A 17,541-nucleotide genomic window follows, 5' to 3' on the forward strand; every position below is an offset into this window, starting at 1 on the left:
TCGTTTATGTTTTTCAATAGCAGAAAGGTTTTTACTTGCTTTTAAAAATGTTTCGTTTTTTAATGTTTTTTTATCAACAATTTTTAAATTTATAGGCAACTTTTTTTTAAAAAGACTGTCTTAAATATAATTGACCCAAAAAACATAATATGAAAAATAAGATTATTATAATATTTACATTAATATTTGTAAATATCTTTTTTGTATCGCATGTATTTAGCCAGTTAGTATTGAATACAACATCAAGTCCAACCCAATTGGTTCAGAATGATTTGGTAGGAGGAGGTGTTACTGTTTCGAATGTAACATTTCAAGGTGTTTCCTGTAATACTTCAGCAGCATGTCAAATCGCAGGATTTAGTAATGGAAATACCACAAATCTAGGTCTTAATCAAGGAATCGTTTTAGCAACTGGTTATGTTACAAATATTCCAAATACGGCTGGTACAGGGATGAGTGATATTATTGGAGGGCCTGGTACATCCGAACTTGATGCTATTTCTAGTAACACTTCACAGGATGCAGCTGTTTTAGAATTCGATTTCACTCCCTTACAGAATACTTTTTCATTTCGATATGTTTTTGCTTCTGAAGAATACCCTGATTATGTTTGTTCTACATATAATGATGCTTTTGGTTTTTTTGTAACCGGACCAAATCCGCTAGGTGGGAACTATACAAATCAAAATATTGCATTAATTCCAAGTACAACTATTCCTGTAATGATTAATTCAGTTAATAGTGGTTCAGCTGGAAGTTTTGGAACAGGCACATGTACTTCATTAGGTTACTCTTCCTATTTTGTCGATAATGGGAGTGGCTCTACCATTGTATATAATGGATTTACAACTGTACTTACTGCACAATGTAATGTTACACCATGTGTCCCTTATCACATCAAAATTGCTGTAGGTGATGTTGGAGATGGAGCATTAGATTCAGGTGTTTTTCTTGAAGCTAATTCATTTTCTACAGATGCGTTGGATATTGTTGTAACATATTCCAATGGCACAACAGCAGGAGAAGGTTGTTCAACAGCTACAGTAACTGCAACCGTAGGTAATGCACCAGCATCGCCTCTTGTTGTAAATTATACTATAAGTGGAACTGCAACAAATGGTGTTGATTTTCCTGCAATTCCGGCATCTCTTACTATTCCAGCCGGAAGCACATCAACTTCTTTTGTAATAAATCCTACTTTAGATGGAATAGCTGAAGGTACTGAAACCGTAATATTTACTATGCCTAGTGGCTGCGGAGGTTTTAGTTATGACACTGTTTACATTTCCAATAATTCTGCTTTAACAGTAAATGCCGGTATTGACCAAAGTCTTTGTGCCAGTGCAATGCCTGCTACACTAACAGCAATTTCTTCTGGTGGTGCTGCACCTATTACTTTTGCATGGAATAATGGCGGAGGAGCCGGTGCAACAGTTAATGTTTCTCCTGCAACTACAACAACATATACAGTTACAGCAACTGATGCATGTGGTCAGACAGCCACAGATCAGGTAATCGTTACTGTTACCCCTAACCCAACATCAACTTTTACAGCTACAACTCCAATTTGCGTTAACCAACCTTGTACTGTGACATATACTGGCAATGCCGGTATTGGAGCCACATATAGTTGGAATTTTAATGGCGCTACTGTTCAAAGTGGCTCCGGTCAAGGACCATACACAATTACTTGGACAACTGATGCAACATATAACATTACACTTACAGTTACCGAAAATGGCTGTATAAGTTCACAATCAACACAAAATGTTATTGTTTATGCTGCAGGTAGCCCACAATGTTGCACTATGCCAACACCAAACGCCGGAGTTAACAAAACAGTTTGCTCTCTTACTACAAATTTAGAAGGAGTTGCATCAATTCCAGTTGGTGTCTGGACTAGTGTGCCTGCAACTGCAAGTTTCACAAATCCGGCAAGCCCTACCAGTAATGTTACTGTACCAACCGGAGGTGTATATACTTTTACATGGACAGAAGCAAACAGCGTATCGTGTACTGCCAGTGATGCTGTAACAATAACATTTAACCAGCAACCTGTTGCCAATGCAGGAATAGGTGGACAAACATGTTCTCATTCTTTTAATTTAACAGGTAATGCAAGTGTTGGAACAGGAACATGGACAGCAGCTCCTTCAACGGGTGTGGTCTTTGCTAATGTTAACAGCGCCTCAACAAATGTCACAGTCACAACTGATGGATCATATACTTTTTCATGGACTGAAAATAACAATGGTTGTACAAGTTCTGCCAGCGTAAATGTTGTATTTACCACTACCCCCATAGCAAATGCAGGTCCCGACGTATCTGTTTGTCAACTTTCTAACACTATGCAGGCAGTTGCAAGTGTTGGCACAGGTACATGGACATTGGCTTCGGGTCCTGGCAATGCCTCATTCGACAACCCTAACAACCCTAATGCTACAGTTACAGTTGGAGTTTCGGGAACATATACATTTACCTGGACTGAAAATAATGGCAACGGGTGTACCGATCAGGATAATGTTGTTGTTCAGCTTACACAAACACCTAGTTCGGATTTCACTGCAACTGCGATTGCTTGTACAGGAGGCATATCTACTATTAATTACATCGGCAACTGTAACGGACTTTGTACATATAATTGGACATGGAACGGAGGCACTGCATTACCAGGAACAGGAGCAGGACCACATTCGGTTTCATGGGCTACACCGGGACCACAGTCTGTTGGATTAACAGTTTCACTTAACGGATGTACATCTGCTCAAACTATTGTTAACCTTAATAATCCTACTCCTTTAGTTCATAGTATTACTCCTACAGATTTACTTTGTTACGGACAAATGAACGGATCTGCTAATTTAAATATATCAGGTGGTACATTCCCGTATCAGTTCCTTTGGAGTAACGGTTCTAATCAGGAAGATTTAGCTGGTATTGGAGCAGGAACTTATTCGGTTGTAATTACTGACCTTAATGGATGTACAGCTACTAACGGAACTACTATAATTGAACCTTCGCCATTTATTATCAGTTGTACTCCAAGCATGACTATTTGTTTGGGACAATCGGCACCGATTACTATTAGTGCGACAGGGGGAAGCGGAACATATAGTTTCTTCTGGGATGGAGTGCCTTCTAATCCCGCTATTCTTGTTAATCCGGATACTACCACACAATATATTGCTACAGCAATTGACGGTAACGGATGCCCTAGTAATACGGCTATTATTACTGTTCACGTTTCGCCGAAAATTAATGTAACTCTTATACAAAATGCAGACAGCGTTTGTCATGGAGAAGCAGTTATGCTTACTCCGGTTATCACAGGCGGTATAGGACCACCATACATGATTATTAATCAAGATGGAATGGTTGTTACTCCTCCTATTTATGTATATCCCGAGCAAACCGGCTATTATTCGGTTTATGTTGAGGACGCTTGCGGAACATTTGATACTAGTGGAGTTAACATATTTGTATATCCGTTCCCACCTGCTGACGCGCTTCCTGATTCTGTTCAGGGATGTCAGCCGTTTACGGTACATTTTAATGAGATTAACCCGGATAACGGTCAAACATATCTTTGGGATTTTGGAGATAATGAAAATCTTTCGCTTGCGAAAAACCCGGTTCATGTGTACACACATTCAGGAACATTTACAGTTACACTTACAGTTACATCTAAATACGGATGCAAAACAATCAGAACATATACTGACATGATTACTGTTTGGCCTAAACCGGAAGCTCATTTTGTTTGGTCACCAGAATTTGCTTCTATTATTAAGCCTGTTGTACAATTTACTAACATGTCTATCAATGCGGTTAACTACATCTGGACATTTGGAGATGGGGATTCTACAGGAGTTATTAATCCTACACACAAATTCAATGACGCAGGAAGTTATTCGGTTGAGTTAATTGCTATCTCAAATAAAGGGTGTTATGATACGGTTGTTTATCCGGTTGTTATACAAGAAGAATATACATTCTACGCTCCTACTGCATTCTCGCCGGATGGTGATAAAGTTAACGATTTCTTCCTCGGTCTTGCTCATGGAATTAAAGAAACGGGATTTTATATGGCTGTTTACGACAGATGGGGAGAAATTATATGGGATACGAAAATATATAGTGAACTTACAGAACAAACTGAAAAATGGGACGGAAGAGCTAAGAATAACGAGATTGTACCTGTAGGAACTTACACCTGGATTGCTAAGTTTAAAGACAACAGAGGTAATGAACACGAAGCAACAGGAGCTGTTACGGTTGTAAGATAATTAATCGAAATATATTTAAAAAAAGGAATGCTTTAAAAGTGTTCCTTTTTTTATATTATTTATGATGCAATCAGTTATCCTTTTATAAAACTATAATTTGTACCTTTGCAATATTAATAATCACATTATGGAACATAGAGGCGGAAAAAAAACCGTGATAACTAAAGCAAAAAACGGTAACGACAAACCCGCAAGGCAAAAGCCTGCCTTCAAAAAAAATAATTTCAATAAAGATAAGCCTTCAAAACAATCACTTTTTAAGAAAACCGATGATTCGATGAGGCTAAACAGATATCTGGCAAATGCAGGTATTTGCAGCCGGCGTCAGGCAGATGATTATATTTTATCAGGTGTTGTAACTATAAATGGAAAAGTAATTACTGAACTCGGAACTAAAGTTTATCCGGGCGATGTGGTTAAATTTAATAATGAAAGTATACGCCAGGAAAGAAAGGTTTACATTTTATTAAATAAACCTAAAGATTATATAACAACAGCAGAAGATGACCGTGGACGCAAATCTGTACTTGAATTAATACGCGGCGCATGTAAAGAGCGTGTTATGCCTGTAGGTCGTTTAGACCGCAATACAACCGGGATTCTTTTACTTACTAATGATGGTGAACTTGCAGCTAAACTAATTCATCCACGTTCTAATAAGAAAAAAATATATCATGTGTTTCTTGACAAAAACATTAAGAAAGATGATATGGATGCTATTGCAACAGGCATTGAACTTGATGATGGTTTTATTAAAGCAGATGAAATTAACTACGCCGATCCTGTTGATAAAAGTCAGATAGGAATCGAAGTTCACTCTGGTAGAAATCATCTTGTAAGGCGTATATTTGAACATTTCGGATATAAAGTTATTAAACTTGACAGAGTATATTTTGCTGGCTTAACAAAAAAAGCACTACCACGCGGACGCTGGAGATTTCTTACACCTGACGAAGTTAGTATGATAAAAATGGGCGCATTTGAATGATAACAATGGAGAAAATATTCATTTCTCTTTTTTTATTCTTCAATTTGTTTTCATTTTCTGCATTTTCACAATCATATAGAATAACAGGTAAAGTTACTGACGAAATAACTCATGAACCATTAGCATTTGTGAACGTTGTTTACGGTGCAAAAAATTTAGGTACCTCAACAAATATAGATGGTTATTTTTCTTTTCAAACTAATTCTGATAAGGTTACCCTTATATTTAGTTATATTGGTTACTCAAATAAATCTGTTACAATTAACACTTTTGAGCAAAAAGAAACATTAAAAATATCTTTAAAATCAACTTTATTAGATCTTTCTGAGATTACTGTAGTTGCAGGTGAAAACTCTGCACATCGTATTATTAGTGCTGTTATTGAAAATAGAGATAGAAACAATCCTGAAAAAATGGGTTCATTTGCTTACATCTCATATAACAAAATGTATTTTACTATTGATCCTAAAATGAAAGATGCTACTTATGATACAATAAAAGTTACAACAAAAAATCAATCAAAATTTGAAAAATACAGAACTGTAAAAACAAAAGACACATTAACAGATGACTCGCTAACAGATAAAAGTATCGAAGCATTTTTTTCAAAACAACATATTTTTTTAACTGAGACTGTAAGTGAACGAAAATTCTTATTTCCGGATAAAAACCAGGAAAAAGTAATTGCTTCGCGTAGTTCAGGATTGAAACAACCATATTTCATACTTCTAGCAACACAATTACAATCATTTTCTTTTTATACAGATTTAGTTGATGTTGGTGGTAAAAAATATTTGAGTCCTATCGCAAAAACAGCAATAAAAAAATATTTTTACCAAATAGAGGACACCACTTACACTGAATCAAATGACACTGTATTTGTAATTTCATTCAGACCATCAAAAGGAACTTTATTTGACGGACTTAAAGGTGTTATTCAAATTAATTCAAATCATTATGCATTACAATCTGTGAAAGCAGAACCATCTGAAAATAAAGGTGGATTTGATGCAAAAATACAGCAGAAATATGAGTTTATTAACAACACTCAGTGGTTTCCTGTTCAACTAAATACAGATTTAAAATTTTCGGGATTACAAGTCAGCGATCATCCCGACACATTGTTATTAAATGACACAATTGCAGTAATAAGAAATCGTGTTTTACCACTTCTTGGTGTTGGAAAAAGTTATATAGATAAGATAGAAATTAACCCTGATTTAGCTCCAAAACAATTTAATAACATTCAACTCGAAATCACCAAAGATGCTGCAAAACAAGATAGTACATTTTGGACAAAATACCGTACTGAAACTTTAAATGATAAGGAAAAAGAAACATATAAAATAATTGACAGTATTGGTCAGGCAGAACATTTAGACACAAAACTTAAAGTACTCGAGAAACTTACTAAAGGCTATGTTTCGTGGGGTTTTATTAATATTGACTTTGCAAGAATTCTTGCATATAATCATTTTGAAGGGTTAAGACCCTGCTTGGATATTATGACTAATGAAAAAATCTTATCTTGGTTATCTGTTGGCGGATATGGCGCATATGGTATTAAAGACAAAGATTTTAAATATGGTGGGCGATTAAAATTCAGACCAAGTTTACAAAGCGAAACCCAGTTTACAGCTTCATATTCGCACGATGTTAGTGAAGTTGGATCATATTCTATGCTCGAGTATAAATCCTTAACTTCAACTGAATTATACAGACAAATTCTTGTTAACAGAATGGATAAATACGATGAATATAAATCATCACTTTCATTTAGATGGTTACGTTATTTAAAAACTGAAGGTTATGCGAAAATAACATATTACACACCATCATCTGATTATTTCTACAAGTTACTTCCAGACACATTAAAAAACAGTTTTTCATCATCAGAAGCCGGTATAAAATTAAAATATGCATACAAAGAAAAATTCATGAAAACTTTCTTTGGAAAATATTCATTGGGTTCAAAATACCCTGTTATTTTCTTTAATGTTAGTCATGGATTTAAAACCGCAAAAGATAATTTTGAATACTGGAAATACGAAGCAAAAATAAATGCTGATTTTGATTTAAAATTAGCAGGAAAAACATCAATACAATTAAGCTGTGGTTATGTTGACAGAACTTTACCATTAACTTTATTATACAACGGTTACAGTAATTACTCAAAATTTTCAATTGACGCATCAAATACTTTTGCAACAATGAGGATGAATGAATTTTACTCTGATAAATTTGCTTCTGTATTTTTTACACATAATTTTGGAAGATTATTATTTAAAGTAGGAAAATTTCAGCCGAGCATCTCTATTTGCCAGAATATTGGATTTGGTAGTTTAGATAAAAGCGAGCTGCATAAAGGGCTTCAATTTAACACCTTAGAGAATGGATATTACGAATCCGGAATTGTTTTCGGAAATTTATTAACTCAATCAATTGCAGGTTATGGAATAGCTTTTTATTACCGTTGGGGACCATATGGTTTTTTAAAAACAAAAGAAAATTTTACAGTTAAAATATCTATTAAGCTCGGTTAATAAAATAAAACTTATTCGCTTAAAATTTGTTTTGATAATTATAACAATAATTTGAACTTTGTAACTGTTTCTTAATAAGTATAAGATTTAATTAATGAAGATATTTAGTTTTATAATAATACTTTTTTTCTCAATAAATTCTTTTGCTCAGATAAAAGAAGGATTTAGTAAATATGAAGCAAGGGATATGATGGCTCTTTGCTGCAGTTATACCTTTTTAGATATTTATAATACCGATGCTGAAATAATACCACCTAAATATTTAAAAAGATATACATCTGGTATTTTTGGCATGGATAACAAATATCAGATTTACATAAATGATAAAATAGCTGTAATAAATTTAAGAGGTTCAACAGATAAAAAAATCTCTTGGCTTGAAAATTTTAGTTCTGCTATGATTCCTGCCAAGGGCATAATTAAAATTTCTGGAGAGAAATTCGACTATTGTTTTGCAAAAGATTCTAATGCCGCAGTACATGCAGGATATGCATTAGGTTTAGCATATTTGCATAATGATATTTTATACCAAATTAATATACTAAATAAAGAAGGTATTTATAATTTTATTATCACCGGACACAGTCAGGGAGGTGCTTTGGCAAATTTATTAAGAACATATTTAGAGAATCTATCGGGAAATGAAATTTCTAAAGACAATAAATTTAAAACATATTCTTTTGGCGCCCCAATGATAGGCAACAAACAATTTACTGATGAATATAACATAAGGTATTGTATTAACAATACAAGCTTTAATCTAATCAATCCATCTGATCAGGTTCCTCTACTTCCATTAAGTTATAAAGACACAAATTATTTAAAAGATAATATTAAAACTTTGCTTTTTGACTATGAGTCCTTTAGCATTAAAGATGCATTATCAGATGGAGTTGTAAACCTTTTTGAAGGTGGAATTACAAAATCGGTAAACTTGTTTAGCTCATCTGCATCCAAACAAATTGCAAAAGATTTAGGGACATCTGAATTACCTCAATATGTAAAGGACATCAACTATTGCAGATTAGGAAACACAATAAAAATTAATCCGGTAGTTTACCCCAAAATTTTAAAAGACCCGAAAATTCTTAAAAACGATTCTTTAATGAAAATTTTTAAAAAAGGAACTGACGGATATTTTATAAACAAAGAATTATATAAAAAAGAGCCTATGTTTTTTCAACATAAGCCATATAATTATTATACATCTATTCTTAAAAGCAGCTTCCCCGAAGAATATAAATTACTTAAAAATAAATTCCTTCCAGAAAACCTTTAACTTTTACTTTTTATTTTTAGTAATAGTAAGGAGAATAGTAACTATGAGATACCATTGAAACTATAAAAACGATATATAAAATTAACATAATCGTAGAAAAAATAGATACCCATAAACCAATAGTGCTACAAGTTTTTGCTGTTCGTAAGATATTTAATGATTTTTCATTCCATTCATTAGGGTTTTCATCGTAAAGTTTTTGAGCAGCAGCTTTTTTAGAGAAACCAACTATTGATGCAACCCAACCAAACATGTAAAGTGCCATTATTGAGGAAATACCCCAAAACATTGCAGACAACGCACCTGGTACAATTTTCTTTTTTTGTTCGTACATAATATTGTTATTCTTAATTAATTTTTCAATCAATTTACTTAAAATACAGTTAAAAAAAGAGCCTATGTATTATTACACAGGCTCAATAATTTTATTTTTAAAATTAAGCAAACATTACGATAGCAGCAATTATATAAATTATCCAGATTAAAGTAAATACACTTGATGCAATTAAGCCAATAATGCTAAAAGTTTTAGCTGACCGTAAAACACTTAAGGATTTTTCACTATAATCTGAAGGATTCTGCTCATAAGTAGCTAATGCCTTTTTGCGTTTCGAAAATGCAACTATTGCTGCAATCCAACCAAAAGCAGCCATTGCTGCTAGTGAAGCTATTCCCCAAATCATTGCAGAAACTGCACCAGGTACAACTTTCTTTTTTAATTCTTCCATAATTATTTGTTTTAAATTGTTTGTTAATATAATTCAAAGTTATAAAATGATTTTAAATATCAATAATAATAACTATTTGACATTGAAACCAAATATACTATTAAAACAATATATAATATCCAAAATATAGTAAAGCAAATTGAGGTGATTAAACCAATAGTTGCACATGTTTTTGCAGTTTTCAGTAGGTTTAACGACTTCTCGTTATACATACCTGGATTTTCTTCATAAGCTCTTAATGCTTTTTTGCGTTTTGAAAAAGCAACAAATGATGCTATAAAACCAAACAAAGCCATTGCAGCAAGTGATGCAATTCCCCATATCATTGCAGACATTGCCTCTGGCGCCATTTTTTTTCGTTGCGTAGTACCGCTAATATTTGAGTTCTGACTTTCCATAATTACTCATTTTTTATTGCAATTAATTTACTAATAGCTGTTTTACAAACCAAAGTTAAATTAAAAATATCTGGAAGTCAAAATTAATTACCAGTTTTTTTTCTATTATTTAACATCAACTCTTTCGAAATGATCTTTTATTGTTAAATCCTGGTTTTCTGAAACCCCTGCGATTATTGGCTTGTTTATTCTTTTTAGGATTATATTCAGGAACTTTTCCAAATTTTTCTGGAATTATCATTTTCGGAACTTCACTTCCAAGCAAGTCTTCTATTTCAGAAAATTTACCCTGTTCATTTTCACTTACAAGAGTCATTGCTAAACCATCATTTTCTGCACGAGCTGTGCGTCCGATACGATGCACATAATCTTCACCATCATTTGGCACATCAAAATTTATTACCAGATCAATATCTTCAATATCTATACCTCTTGAAAGAATATCTGTTGCAACTAAAATATTTAAAGTTCTGTTTTTAAAATTTAAAAGCACTTTTTCTCTTTCGCTTTGTTCAAGGTCAGAATGAATTTCAGCTACAGAAAATCTAGCTCTTTTTAATTCTCTGGTTAAATCTTTTACACCTTGTTTAGTTGAACAAAAAACTATAACACTCCTTAATTTTCTTTCGCTAAGTATAGCACTTACCAAAGGAATTTTTTGTGAATAGTACACTATATATGCTTCCTGTTTTATTTTTTCGGGTGGCTTTGAAAGTGCAATATTTATTTCAACAGGATTAACTAAAATCTTTCGTGCAATCTGCCTGATTTTAGTTGGCATTGTTGCCGAAAAAAGTAATGTCTGCCTTTGAACCGGAAGAAAAGATATTATTTTCATAATATCATCATAAAACCCCATATCGAGCATCCTGTCTGCTTCATCAAGCACTAAATATTTCAACTCTGAAATATTAACATTTCCCATATTTAAATGAGATATCATTCTTCCTGGTGTGCAAATCACAATTTCTGTGCCTTGTGTTAGGGCCATTTGTTCTCTTGAAAATGCCAACCCGTCACCACCACCATAAACAGATATTGAACCTACTCTTGCAAAATATGCAATTCCCTCTAAATGTTGTTCAATCTGAACAGCTAACTCACGTGTAGGAACTATTATCAATGCTTTAATATCATTATCCTGTTCCTCAGAAATAATTTTATTTATTAGTGGCAATAAAAAGGCAGCAGTTTTACCTGTTCCTGTTTGTGCAGATCCAATCAAATCACTTCCATTTAAAATTACCGGTATAACCTTTTCCTGAATAGGCGTTGGCGTCTCGTAACCAATTGCATCAATGCCTTCTAACAATCTTTCATCGAGACCAAATTCTTTAAAATTCATTTTGTTTATCTAAGTAAATATAAGCATAGAGTATTGACCTATGTTTAAAGTAATATTTTGTAAAGTTAAGAAAAGTTTAATGCAATAAATCAGTATATCATAACACGATATAAATAAACTTAGTTAACTAACGTACTGGTTTGTTTTTTATCACAACCAAATAACATATTGATTCCTAATCTCACGTTAAGATTTCTTGTTGCCTGAGGCCATATAATTCCACAAACGTTATCTGTAACAACATAAAATTGAAACCATGGTATTTTAAATAAAACCCCTGCTCCAACTTGTTTAAATGAATTATTTTCTACTGTATAACTTAACGTTCCCATAAACCATTTCGTAAGATTCGCATTTCCGCTTAATGTTACACCACCATGCAAACGTTTCAAAAACACATCACCTCTGAATAAAAGTCCTACGTTAAATTTATTGTTAATTGTATATGTTCCTCCTAAATACATCTTAGGTGCAAGCCAGTAACTATAAGACTTTTTCTCTAACTGAGGATCAAATATTTTAATTACAGAATCTTTAAAAGCATCTGCATGTGCTTTTGCTACAGAATCATTCTTGTCGTTAAAATATGGTTGAATATCCCACCCATCAAATTCAAATTCGCCTGATGCTTTAACACTGTTCACATTATTCTTATATCGTATAAAACCTAAATCAAGCAAACTTCCGTAAAAATTCAGTTTATTATTATAAACATATTTAAATCCTAAATCTATTGCTCCTCCCGGATTTCTTCCATCCATAATTATTCCTTTAATATCACTGCTTGTAATGTTACCAGGGTCAAGAACTGTATCCATTTCAAACATCAATGAATCGTTCAGGTAGTCCATCTGGAGCTTTGTTATATTATAAAACTGTTGAGATGAATGAAGTTCCCAATCAGCTTTAAATGTATAAGCAAAATCTTCTTCATCTGTTTTCCAAGTTAACTGGTGACTTTTAAACCAAAGATTTTCTTTACCAAATAACAATTTACCACGAGCACCAACTGTCCATTTATTGCCAAATGTTTTTGAAGCTCCAATTGCCCATTCACGATACCAATTTACACCAGCACCTACATAACTTAAGAATGCTTCTTTACCAAGCAATGATTTTCCATTACCTTCCCAGGCAAGAGTAACCATATCCTTAGGGAAGCTAGCTTGTATATCTAACTTTTCGGTCAGGTTAAATGTAAAATACCAGCTTTTCCACTTATAACCGGCAGAGAACCAATTTATATCTGACTCGATAGAAGTATAATTAACCTTTTTAAGTTTTTTAAGAAGATAAGGTATGTCAAAAACCATTGAATCAGCCTGTGCTCCAGTTCCTGGTCTTATTAACTGATTTAATGCAAAACCATTATTATTATAATTAATATGTAACGGAGGTAATACTTGTCCAACTACAGGAAGTATCATTCCACTTAAGTAAAGTTTACATTCGTTTTGTATTGCAGGATTTAATAAATTCGCTTGTGGAACCCTATGCATGTAATAAAGTGTATGGTTTTGCTGAGCAAAAATAGTTGTAGCCGCAAACCAAAAAACTATAAATATGGATAATATTTTTATTGTTTTCATTATTTTTCCTCCTTGTTAAAAATCAGTTCCTGTATTAAAATGTGACTGTACCTGAACTCCCATTTTTACATCAAGAGCATAATCGGAATAAAACCTAACATTAGTAGATCCTTGATTTGTTGTATGTACATAACCCCTAACAAGAGCTTTCTTAACACCCATCAAACCAGCTAGCCTGCTTCCATAAATCATAACCTCAGTTGTTTTTCTTGTTGGAGTAACAACTTTCCCTGTTCCACCAAGAATACCGCTTTGAATAATTTCCATATTAGCCGGTGTAAAAATTGTATCAATAACATTATACAAAGTATCTGTCAAGTAAATCTGAACACCTGCCTCTGTTGGCATACCATTTAAAATATTAATTTTTAATTTAACCCAATCAATATTATCTAAATCGGGTACAGAATCTTTATAAAAATCTGAAAAATCAAAATCCAATGTATCCTGCATTACCCACCAAGAAGCACGACCCCATAAAGGTAATTCTACTTCCAAATCAACAGCCAGACGACTAGTGTCCATAACATAATTATATTGTGTTGTTCCCGGTGGGTTTGTCATAGCAGATGTTTGTAAATAAACAAACCTTGGATTTTCGGCAACGATAGATCTGATATTTGAAAAATTTGTAGTATCAAGCTGTATATCTGTTGGTGCAAAAGTGCCAGGTATTGTGGCCCCGGCTATTAATAAAGGTGAATATGCCGATGGGAACACATAAGGAACATATGTATTTGAGACTGTTGAATAAATTTTAAAATTATTAAAAGTCGCTCTGATAGGTACTCCAAAAGAATTTCTTATATGCAAACGAATCTTTGGATCCATAAAGTAGATATTTGCATTTATTGTATTGTTAAACAATTCAATATTTACTGTATCTTCCTGAATATTAAAATTTCTTTGACCAATATTACCCCATAAAATAGAATATTTTACATTGCTTATAGTCATATCAAGAGTTAACTGATTTCCTGCTGTTATTGGGGCACCACTGCTAACAAAAGTAAGACTAAGATTTACTGGCAATTGGTTATTGCTAGGATTTTTCAGATTTGCTTTATAGTCTGTTAAATCAGTAAATACCTGATTAGAAGAAAATGTACCTGTTGAAGTATTTATATTTATAGTCTTAGAATAAGGCAAGCCATTTTTTCTAACTGTTGGAAAAGTAATTGTTAATAATCCTGTATGCAAAAAGGTAGAAGTTACATTAGTTGTAAAAGTAGCATCTTTAAAAATTAAACTATCAATTGCATCTGTACCAAGCAATAATGTCTGAGTATAATTTTTTGTAGCAGACCTAGTTGTACCTGCAGGAAAAGCTCCCGGAGAAAAAGAAGTTCCGGTAAAATTATCCGAAAAACTCTGATCAGGTAAAGTAACTATATCAGATGCCGGTATTGAAAACACCTCTTTGTGATACATTAAGTATAAAAAACCTGTTTGGTCTTCAACAAATAGTTCAGTTGAATCATAATCTCTGAGTAAATCGCGGATAGTTAATGTTGAATGTATTGCCGGTGCTGCCATGTTTGGATCCCATTCCATAGTAGTTGACAGCTTAGAAAAATCGAGCTTGTCTTTGTAACAAGAATTCATTAAAATTGAAACTGTTACAATTGATAACAAAAACAAAAGTTTTTTATTCATACCAAATATATTTAATCTTTTTTAAAGACTTGTTTTACGGAAAAAAGGTTGTTTGGTTATAAACTTATTTAATAATCTAAATAGGATTATATAAAGAATCTCTTTCAACAGGAATAAAACCTTCACTTGTAATTATTTCATTAATTTCAGTCGGAGACATCACTGGTGATTGCTCTTCAGATCCGGCAAGAGTATATATTTTGGTAGTTTCATGAATTGTTCCATCCAAATCATCGGCACCAAAATGTAATGCAAATCTTGATGTTTCTTTTCCAATCATTGGCCAATATGCCTTTATATGTGGAATATTATCAAGAAATATTCTTGCAACAGCATAATTTCTTAAATCTTCAACCATAGTTATTTCGGGCAGATGCGATAAAAAGTTATTTTGTTTTCTGAATTTTAAAGGAATAAAAGCATTAAATCCATGCGTTCTGTCCTGTAGTTTTCTAAGTTCATCCATATGTTCCACTCTATGAATGTAGCTTTCGATATGCCCGTAAAGCATTGTTGCATTTGAGAAAATTCCGAGTTTGTGAGCGGTTTCGTGAATATTTAACCATAGTTTTGCCGGACCTTTTTCGGGACAAAGAGTATTTCTGATTTCTTTATTAAATATTTCTGCTCCTCCACCAGCCAATGATCCCAAGCCTGCAGTTTTAAGTTTTTGTAAACATTCTTCAATAGATATTTTACTTATTTTAGCTAAATAATCTAACTCTATTGCGGTAAATGCCTTAACATGTACATTTGGAATAACCGCTTTTATCTTTGAAATAATTTCTGTAAACCAAATAATATCACGTTTTGGGAAAACCCCACCCGTAATATGAATTTCAGTTATTTTATTTTTAATATGGGACTTAACTATATCAATAATTTGCTCATGAGTGTAATTCCAGCTTAATTCATCTGTTGAATCTTTTGAAAAAGAACAGAATTTACAGCGATATAAACAAATATTGGTAGGTTCAATATGAATATTACGGTTGTAATAAACATTTTTACCATTTATTTGATCTTTAATATGACTAGCCATTGATCCCAGCAAACCCAAAGGAGCATTTTCAAATAAAAAAATTGCTTCTTCTACCGAAATACGTTGCTTTAATTCAACTTTATTTTGTATAGTATCTAATTGATTTTGCACAGATTCCACTTATTACTTAATCAAAAATAATTTATACAAAGTTAAAATACCTTATTGGTTTTTGTAAAAAAAAGAAAATAAAAAAAGTAAAGATTTCTCTTTACTTTTCAATATATGTAGTTAACTATAAATTACTTACCCTTACGTTCGTCAGAAACTGTTAATTTTTTACGTCCTTTTGCTCTACGTGATGCAAGTACACGGCGACCATTAGCTGTTGACATTCTTTCACGGAATCCGTGTTTGTTTTTACGACGGCGATTTGAAGGTTGAAAAGTCCTTTTCATGATATTTAATCGTTTATAACGTTATTTTTAAATTGGACTGCAAAAATAGTTGTTTTTTTATTAACAACAAATATCTTTTCAGAAAATATTCTTTTTTTGTTTAATCTCAGCATTTCTGAGACTTACAATAGATTTTTTTAAATTTGTTTTTGTTACTACCTTTGGCTCATTATAAAATAGCCGAAATATGTTTATCTTTTCTATTTTAAAATTTATTCTTTTTGTTATTCTTTTTTTTGTAATACTAGGCATTGTAGCGGTTTTATTCTTAAGAAGAGCAGTAAAAAGAGCTTCAAAAAATTTTAGTAATCAGTTTAACGAACAACAACCTCAAGACACAACCACTTTTCATAATAAAACCCAGTCAAATAGTTCTTCTAATTACAAAGATAAAGGCGAATATATTGACTTTGAAGAAATAAAATAATGAAAAATATTCGCAATCTGTTACTTAAAATTTTAGGATTTGGTGGTTACTTAAGTTTTGTAAGCTTTATTTACCTAAGATTAGTTAATCTTGGTTTTTTAAAAAGTAAATATCCCGAATTATTTTTTCTGAAAAAAATTATTAAACCAGGATTTACATGTATTGATATTGGTGCAAATGTTGGATATTACAGTCATTTTTTAGCAAAACTTGCTGGAAAAGATGGAGAATTATATTCGGTAGAACCAATTCCACTTTTTGGAAAAATCTGGAAAAAAAACGTTTCTCAAAATATTTGCAAAAAAACAGAACTACTTCCTTTTGCTTTGGGTAGCGAAAATACTACAGTAAATATGGGTACTCCTGTTGTACATGGAGTTGTTCATCATGGGATGACACATATAGTAAAAAAAGGAGAAGAAAATATTGCCCAGACTTTTGAGGTACCAATGCGCATTCCGGATGAATTATTTGCAAAAATCGCAAAAGTTGATTTTATTAAATGTGACGTTGAAGGTTATGAGCAATACGTTTTTGAAAATTTAAAAAGCACACTTTTAAAACACAAACCTTTAGTTCAATCTGAGCTTGGTGGTGAAGAAAATCGCAAATTCGTAATTTCTCTTTTTGAAGAATTAGGCTATACCACTTGTTTGTTAAGAGAAAACGACGAACTAACCGAAGCGAGTATTGATGAAAAACTGCACGGTGTTAATGATTTTTATTTTGTAGCGAAAACATAGCCACAAAATCTCTAAAAACACAAAAACTCACAAAATTAATTTTCCCGTCAGATCGAAAGACCTGACAGCATTTAAAACACACCTTGTCGTAATGCTGAACTTGTTTCAGCATCTATTTT

The 17,541-nt window shown here is 32.6% G+C and carries 14 protein-coding genes; 6 read left to right on the forward strand and 8 right to left on the reverse strand.

Features of this window, described 5'->3' with window-relative positions:
- Positions 1-149: 149 nt before the first annotated feature.
- The 4 genes from HY951_15895 to HY951_15910 all read left to right on the forward strand — a co-directional run bounded on the left by HY951_15895 (position 150) and on the right by HY951_15910 (position 9,096).
- Positions 150-4,286, forward strand: coding sequence for a choice-of-anchor L domain-containing protein (locus tag HY951_15895; protein ID MBI5541545.1), 4,137 nt, complete (start codon positions 150-152; stop codon positions 4,284-4,286).
- A gap of 127 nt (positions 4,287-4,413) precedes the next feature.
- Complete coding sequence (locus HY951_15900) at positions 4,414-5,274, forward strand: rRNA pseudouridine synthase (GenBank protein ID MBI5541546.1); 861 nt, start codon at positions 4,414-4,416, stop codon at positions 5,272-5,274.
- 5 nt (positions 5,275-5,279) lie between these two features.
- Entirely contained in the window at positions 5,280-7,817 is a 2,538-nt protein-coding gene (locus HY951_15905; GenBank protein MBI5541547.1) for a carboxypeptidase-like regulatory domain-containing protein, read from the forward strand.
- Positions 7,818-7,911: 94 nt separating this feature from the next.
- The gene (locus HY951_15910; GenBank protein MBI5541548.1) at positions 7,912-9,096 is read left to right on the forward strand and encodes a hypothetical protein; all 1,185 of its coding nucleotides are present in this window, start codon (positions 7,912-7,914) and stop codon (positions 9,094-9,096) included.
- 16 nt (positions 9,097-9,112) lie between these two features.
- On the opposite strand, the gene HY951_15915 is transcribed toward HY951_15910, so the two are convergent.
- The 8 genes from HY951_15915 to rpmH form a co-directional block, all read right to left on the reverse strand.
- The gene (locus HY951_15915; GenBank protein MBI5541549.1) at positions 9,113-9,430 is read right to left on the reverse strand and encodes a hypothetical protein; all 318 of its coding nucleotides are present in this window, start codon (positions 9,428-9,430) and stop codon (positions 9,113-9,115) included.
- Positions 9,431-9,533: 103 nt separating this feature from the next.
- On the reverse strand, positions 9,534-9,824 hold the full coding sequence (locus HY951_15920) for a hypothetical protein (protein ID MBI5541550.1): 291 nt from the start codon (positions 9,822-9,824) through the stop codon (positions 9,534-9,536).
- A 59-nt stretch (positions 9,825-9,883) separates the two neighbouring features.
- Complete coding sequence (locus HY951_15925; protein MBI5541551.1) at positions 9,884-10,222, reverse strand: hypothetical protein; 339 nt, start codon at positions 10,220-10,222, stop codon at positions 9,884-9,886.
- 115 nt (positions 10,223-10,337) lie between these two features.
- Entirely contained in the window at positions 10,338-11,567 is a 1,230-nt protein-coding gene (locus tag HY951_15930) for a DEAD/DEAH box helicase (protein ID MBI5541552.1), read from the reverse strand.
- A gap of 119 nt (positions 11,568-11,686) precedes the next feature.
- The gene (locus HY951_15935) at positions 11,687-13,156 is read right to left on the reverse strand and encodes a hypothetical protein (GenBank protein MBI5541553.1); all 1,470 of its coding nucleotides are present in this window, start codon (positions 13,154-13,156) and stop codon (positions 11,687-11,689) included.
- Between the two features lie 15 nt (positions 13,157-13,171).
- Positions 13,172-14,812: a hypothetical protein gene (locus HY951_15940; GenBank protein ID MBI5541554.1), complete on the reverse strand. Its 1,641-nt coding sequence runs from the start codon at positions 14,810-14,812 to the stop codon at positions 13,172-13,174.
- A 76-nt stretch (positions 14,813-14,888) separates the two neighbouring features.
- Positions 14,889-15,965: an aminofutalosine synthase MqnE gene (mqnE, locus tag HY951_15945; GenBank protein ID MBI5541555.1), complete on the reverse strand. Its 1,077-nt coding sequence runs from the start codon at positions 15,963-15,965 to the stop codon at positions 14,889-14,891.
- Positions 15,966-16,096: 131 nt separating this feature from the next.
- A complete protein-coding gene (gene rpmH / locus HY951_15950) occupies positions 16,097-16,252 on the reverse strand; it encodes a 50S ribosomal protein L34 (protein MBI5541556.1) in 156 nt (51 codons plus the stop codon).
- 187 nt (positions 16,253-16,439) lie between these two features.
- On the opposite strand from rpmH, the gene HY951_15955 reads away from it, so the two are divergent.
- Complete coding sequence (locus tag HY951_15955) at positions 16,440-16,679, forward strand: DUF4834 family protein (protein ID MBI5541557.1); 240 nt, start codon at positions 16,440-16,442, stop codon at positions 16,677-16,679.
- Positions 16,679-17,422, forward strand: a complete 744-nt coding sequence (locus HY951_15960; protein ID MBI5541558.1) for an FkbM family methyltransferase — start codon at positions 16,679-16,681, stop codon at positions 17,420-17,422. Before HY951_15955 ends, HY951_15960 begins: the two co-directional genes overlap by 1 nt.
- The last annotated feature ends 119 nt before the right edge of the window (positions 17,423-17,541 follow it).

This window comes from Bacteroidia bacterium (genome assembly GCA_016218155.1).
Classification (GTDB): domain Bacteria; phylum Bacteroidota; class Bacteroidia; order Bacteroidales; family GWA2-32-17; genus GWA2-32-17.

Bases quoted from the DNA above. Each gene is read 5' to 3' on its own strand.
- HY951_15925 (MBI5541551.1), bottom strand. From the start codon at position 10,222: ATGGAAAGTCAGAACTCAAATATTAGCGGTACTACGCAACGAAAAAAA.
- HY951_15905 (MBI5541547.1), top strand. From the start codon at position 5,280: ATGGAGAAAATATTCATTTCTCTTTTTTTATTCTTCAATTTGTTTTCA.
- HY951_15935 (MBI5541553.1), bottom strand. From the start codon at position 13,156: ATGAAAACAATAAAAATATTATCCATATTTATAGTTTTTTGGTTTGCG.
- rpmH (MBI5541556.1), bottom strand. From the start codon at position 16,252: ATGAAAAGGACTTTTCAACCTTCAAATCGCCGTCGTAAAAACAAACAC.
- HY951_15960 (MBI5541558.1), top strand. From the start codon at position 16,679: ATGAAAAATATTCGCAATCTGTTACTTAAAATTTTAGGATTTGGTGGT.
- HY951_15915 (MBI5541549.1), bottom strand. From the start codon at position 9,430: ATGTACGAACAAAAAAAGAAAATTGTACCAGGTGCGTTGTCTGCAATG.
- HY951_15895 (MBI5541545.1), top strand. From the start codon at position 150: ATGAAAAATAAGATTATTATAATATTTACATTAATATTTGTAAATATC.
- HY951_15920 (MBI5541550.1), bottom strand. From the start codon at position 9,824: ATGGAAGAATTAAAAAAGAAAGTTGTACCTGGTGCAGTTTCTGCAATG.
- HY951_15910 (MBI5541548.1), top strand. From the start codon at position 7,912: ATGAAGATATTTAGTTTTATAATAATACTTTTTTTCTCAATAAATTCT.
- HY951_15955 (MBI5541557.1), top strand. From the start codon at position 16,440: ATGTTTATCTTTTCTATTTTAAAATTTATTCTTTTTGTTATTCTTTTT.
- HY951_15900 (MBI5541546.1), top strand. From the start codon at position 4,414: ATGGAACATAGAGGCGGAAAAAAAACCGTGATAACTAAAGCAAAAAAC.
- HY951_15930 (MBI5541552.1), bottom strand. From the start codon at position 11,567: ATGAATTTTAAAGAATTTGGTCTCGATGAAAGATTGTTAGAAGGCATT.
- HY951_15940 (MBI5541554.1), bottom strand. From the start codon at position 14,812: ATGAATAAAAAACTTTTGTTTTTGTTATCAATTGTAACAGTTTCAATT.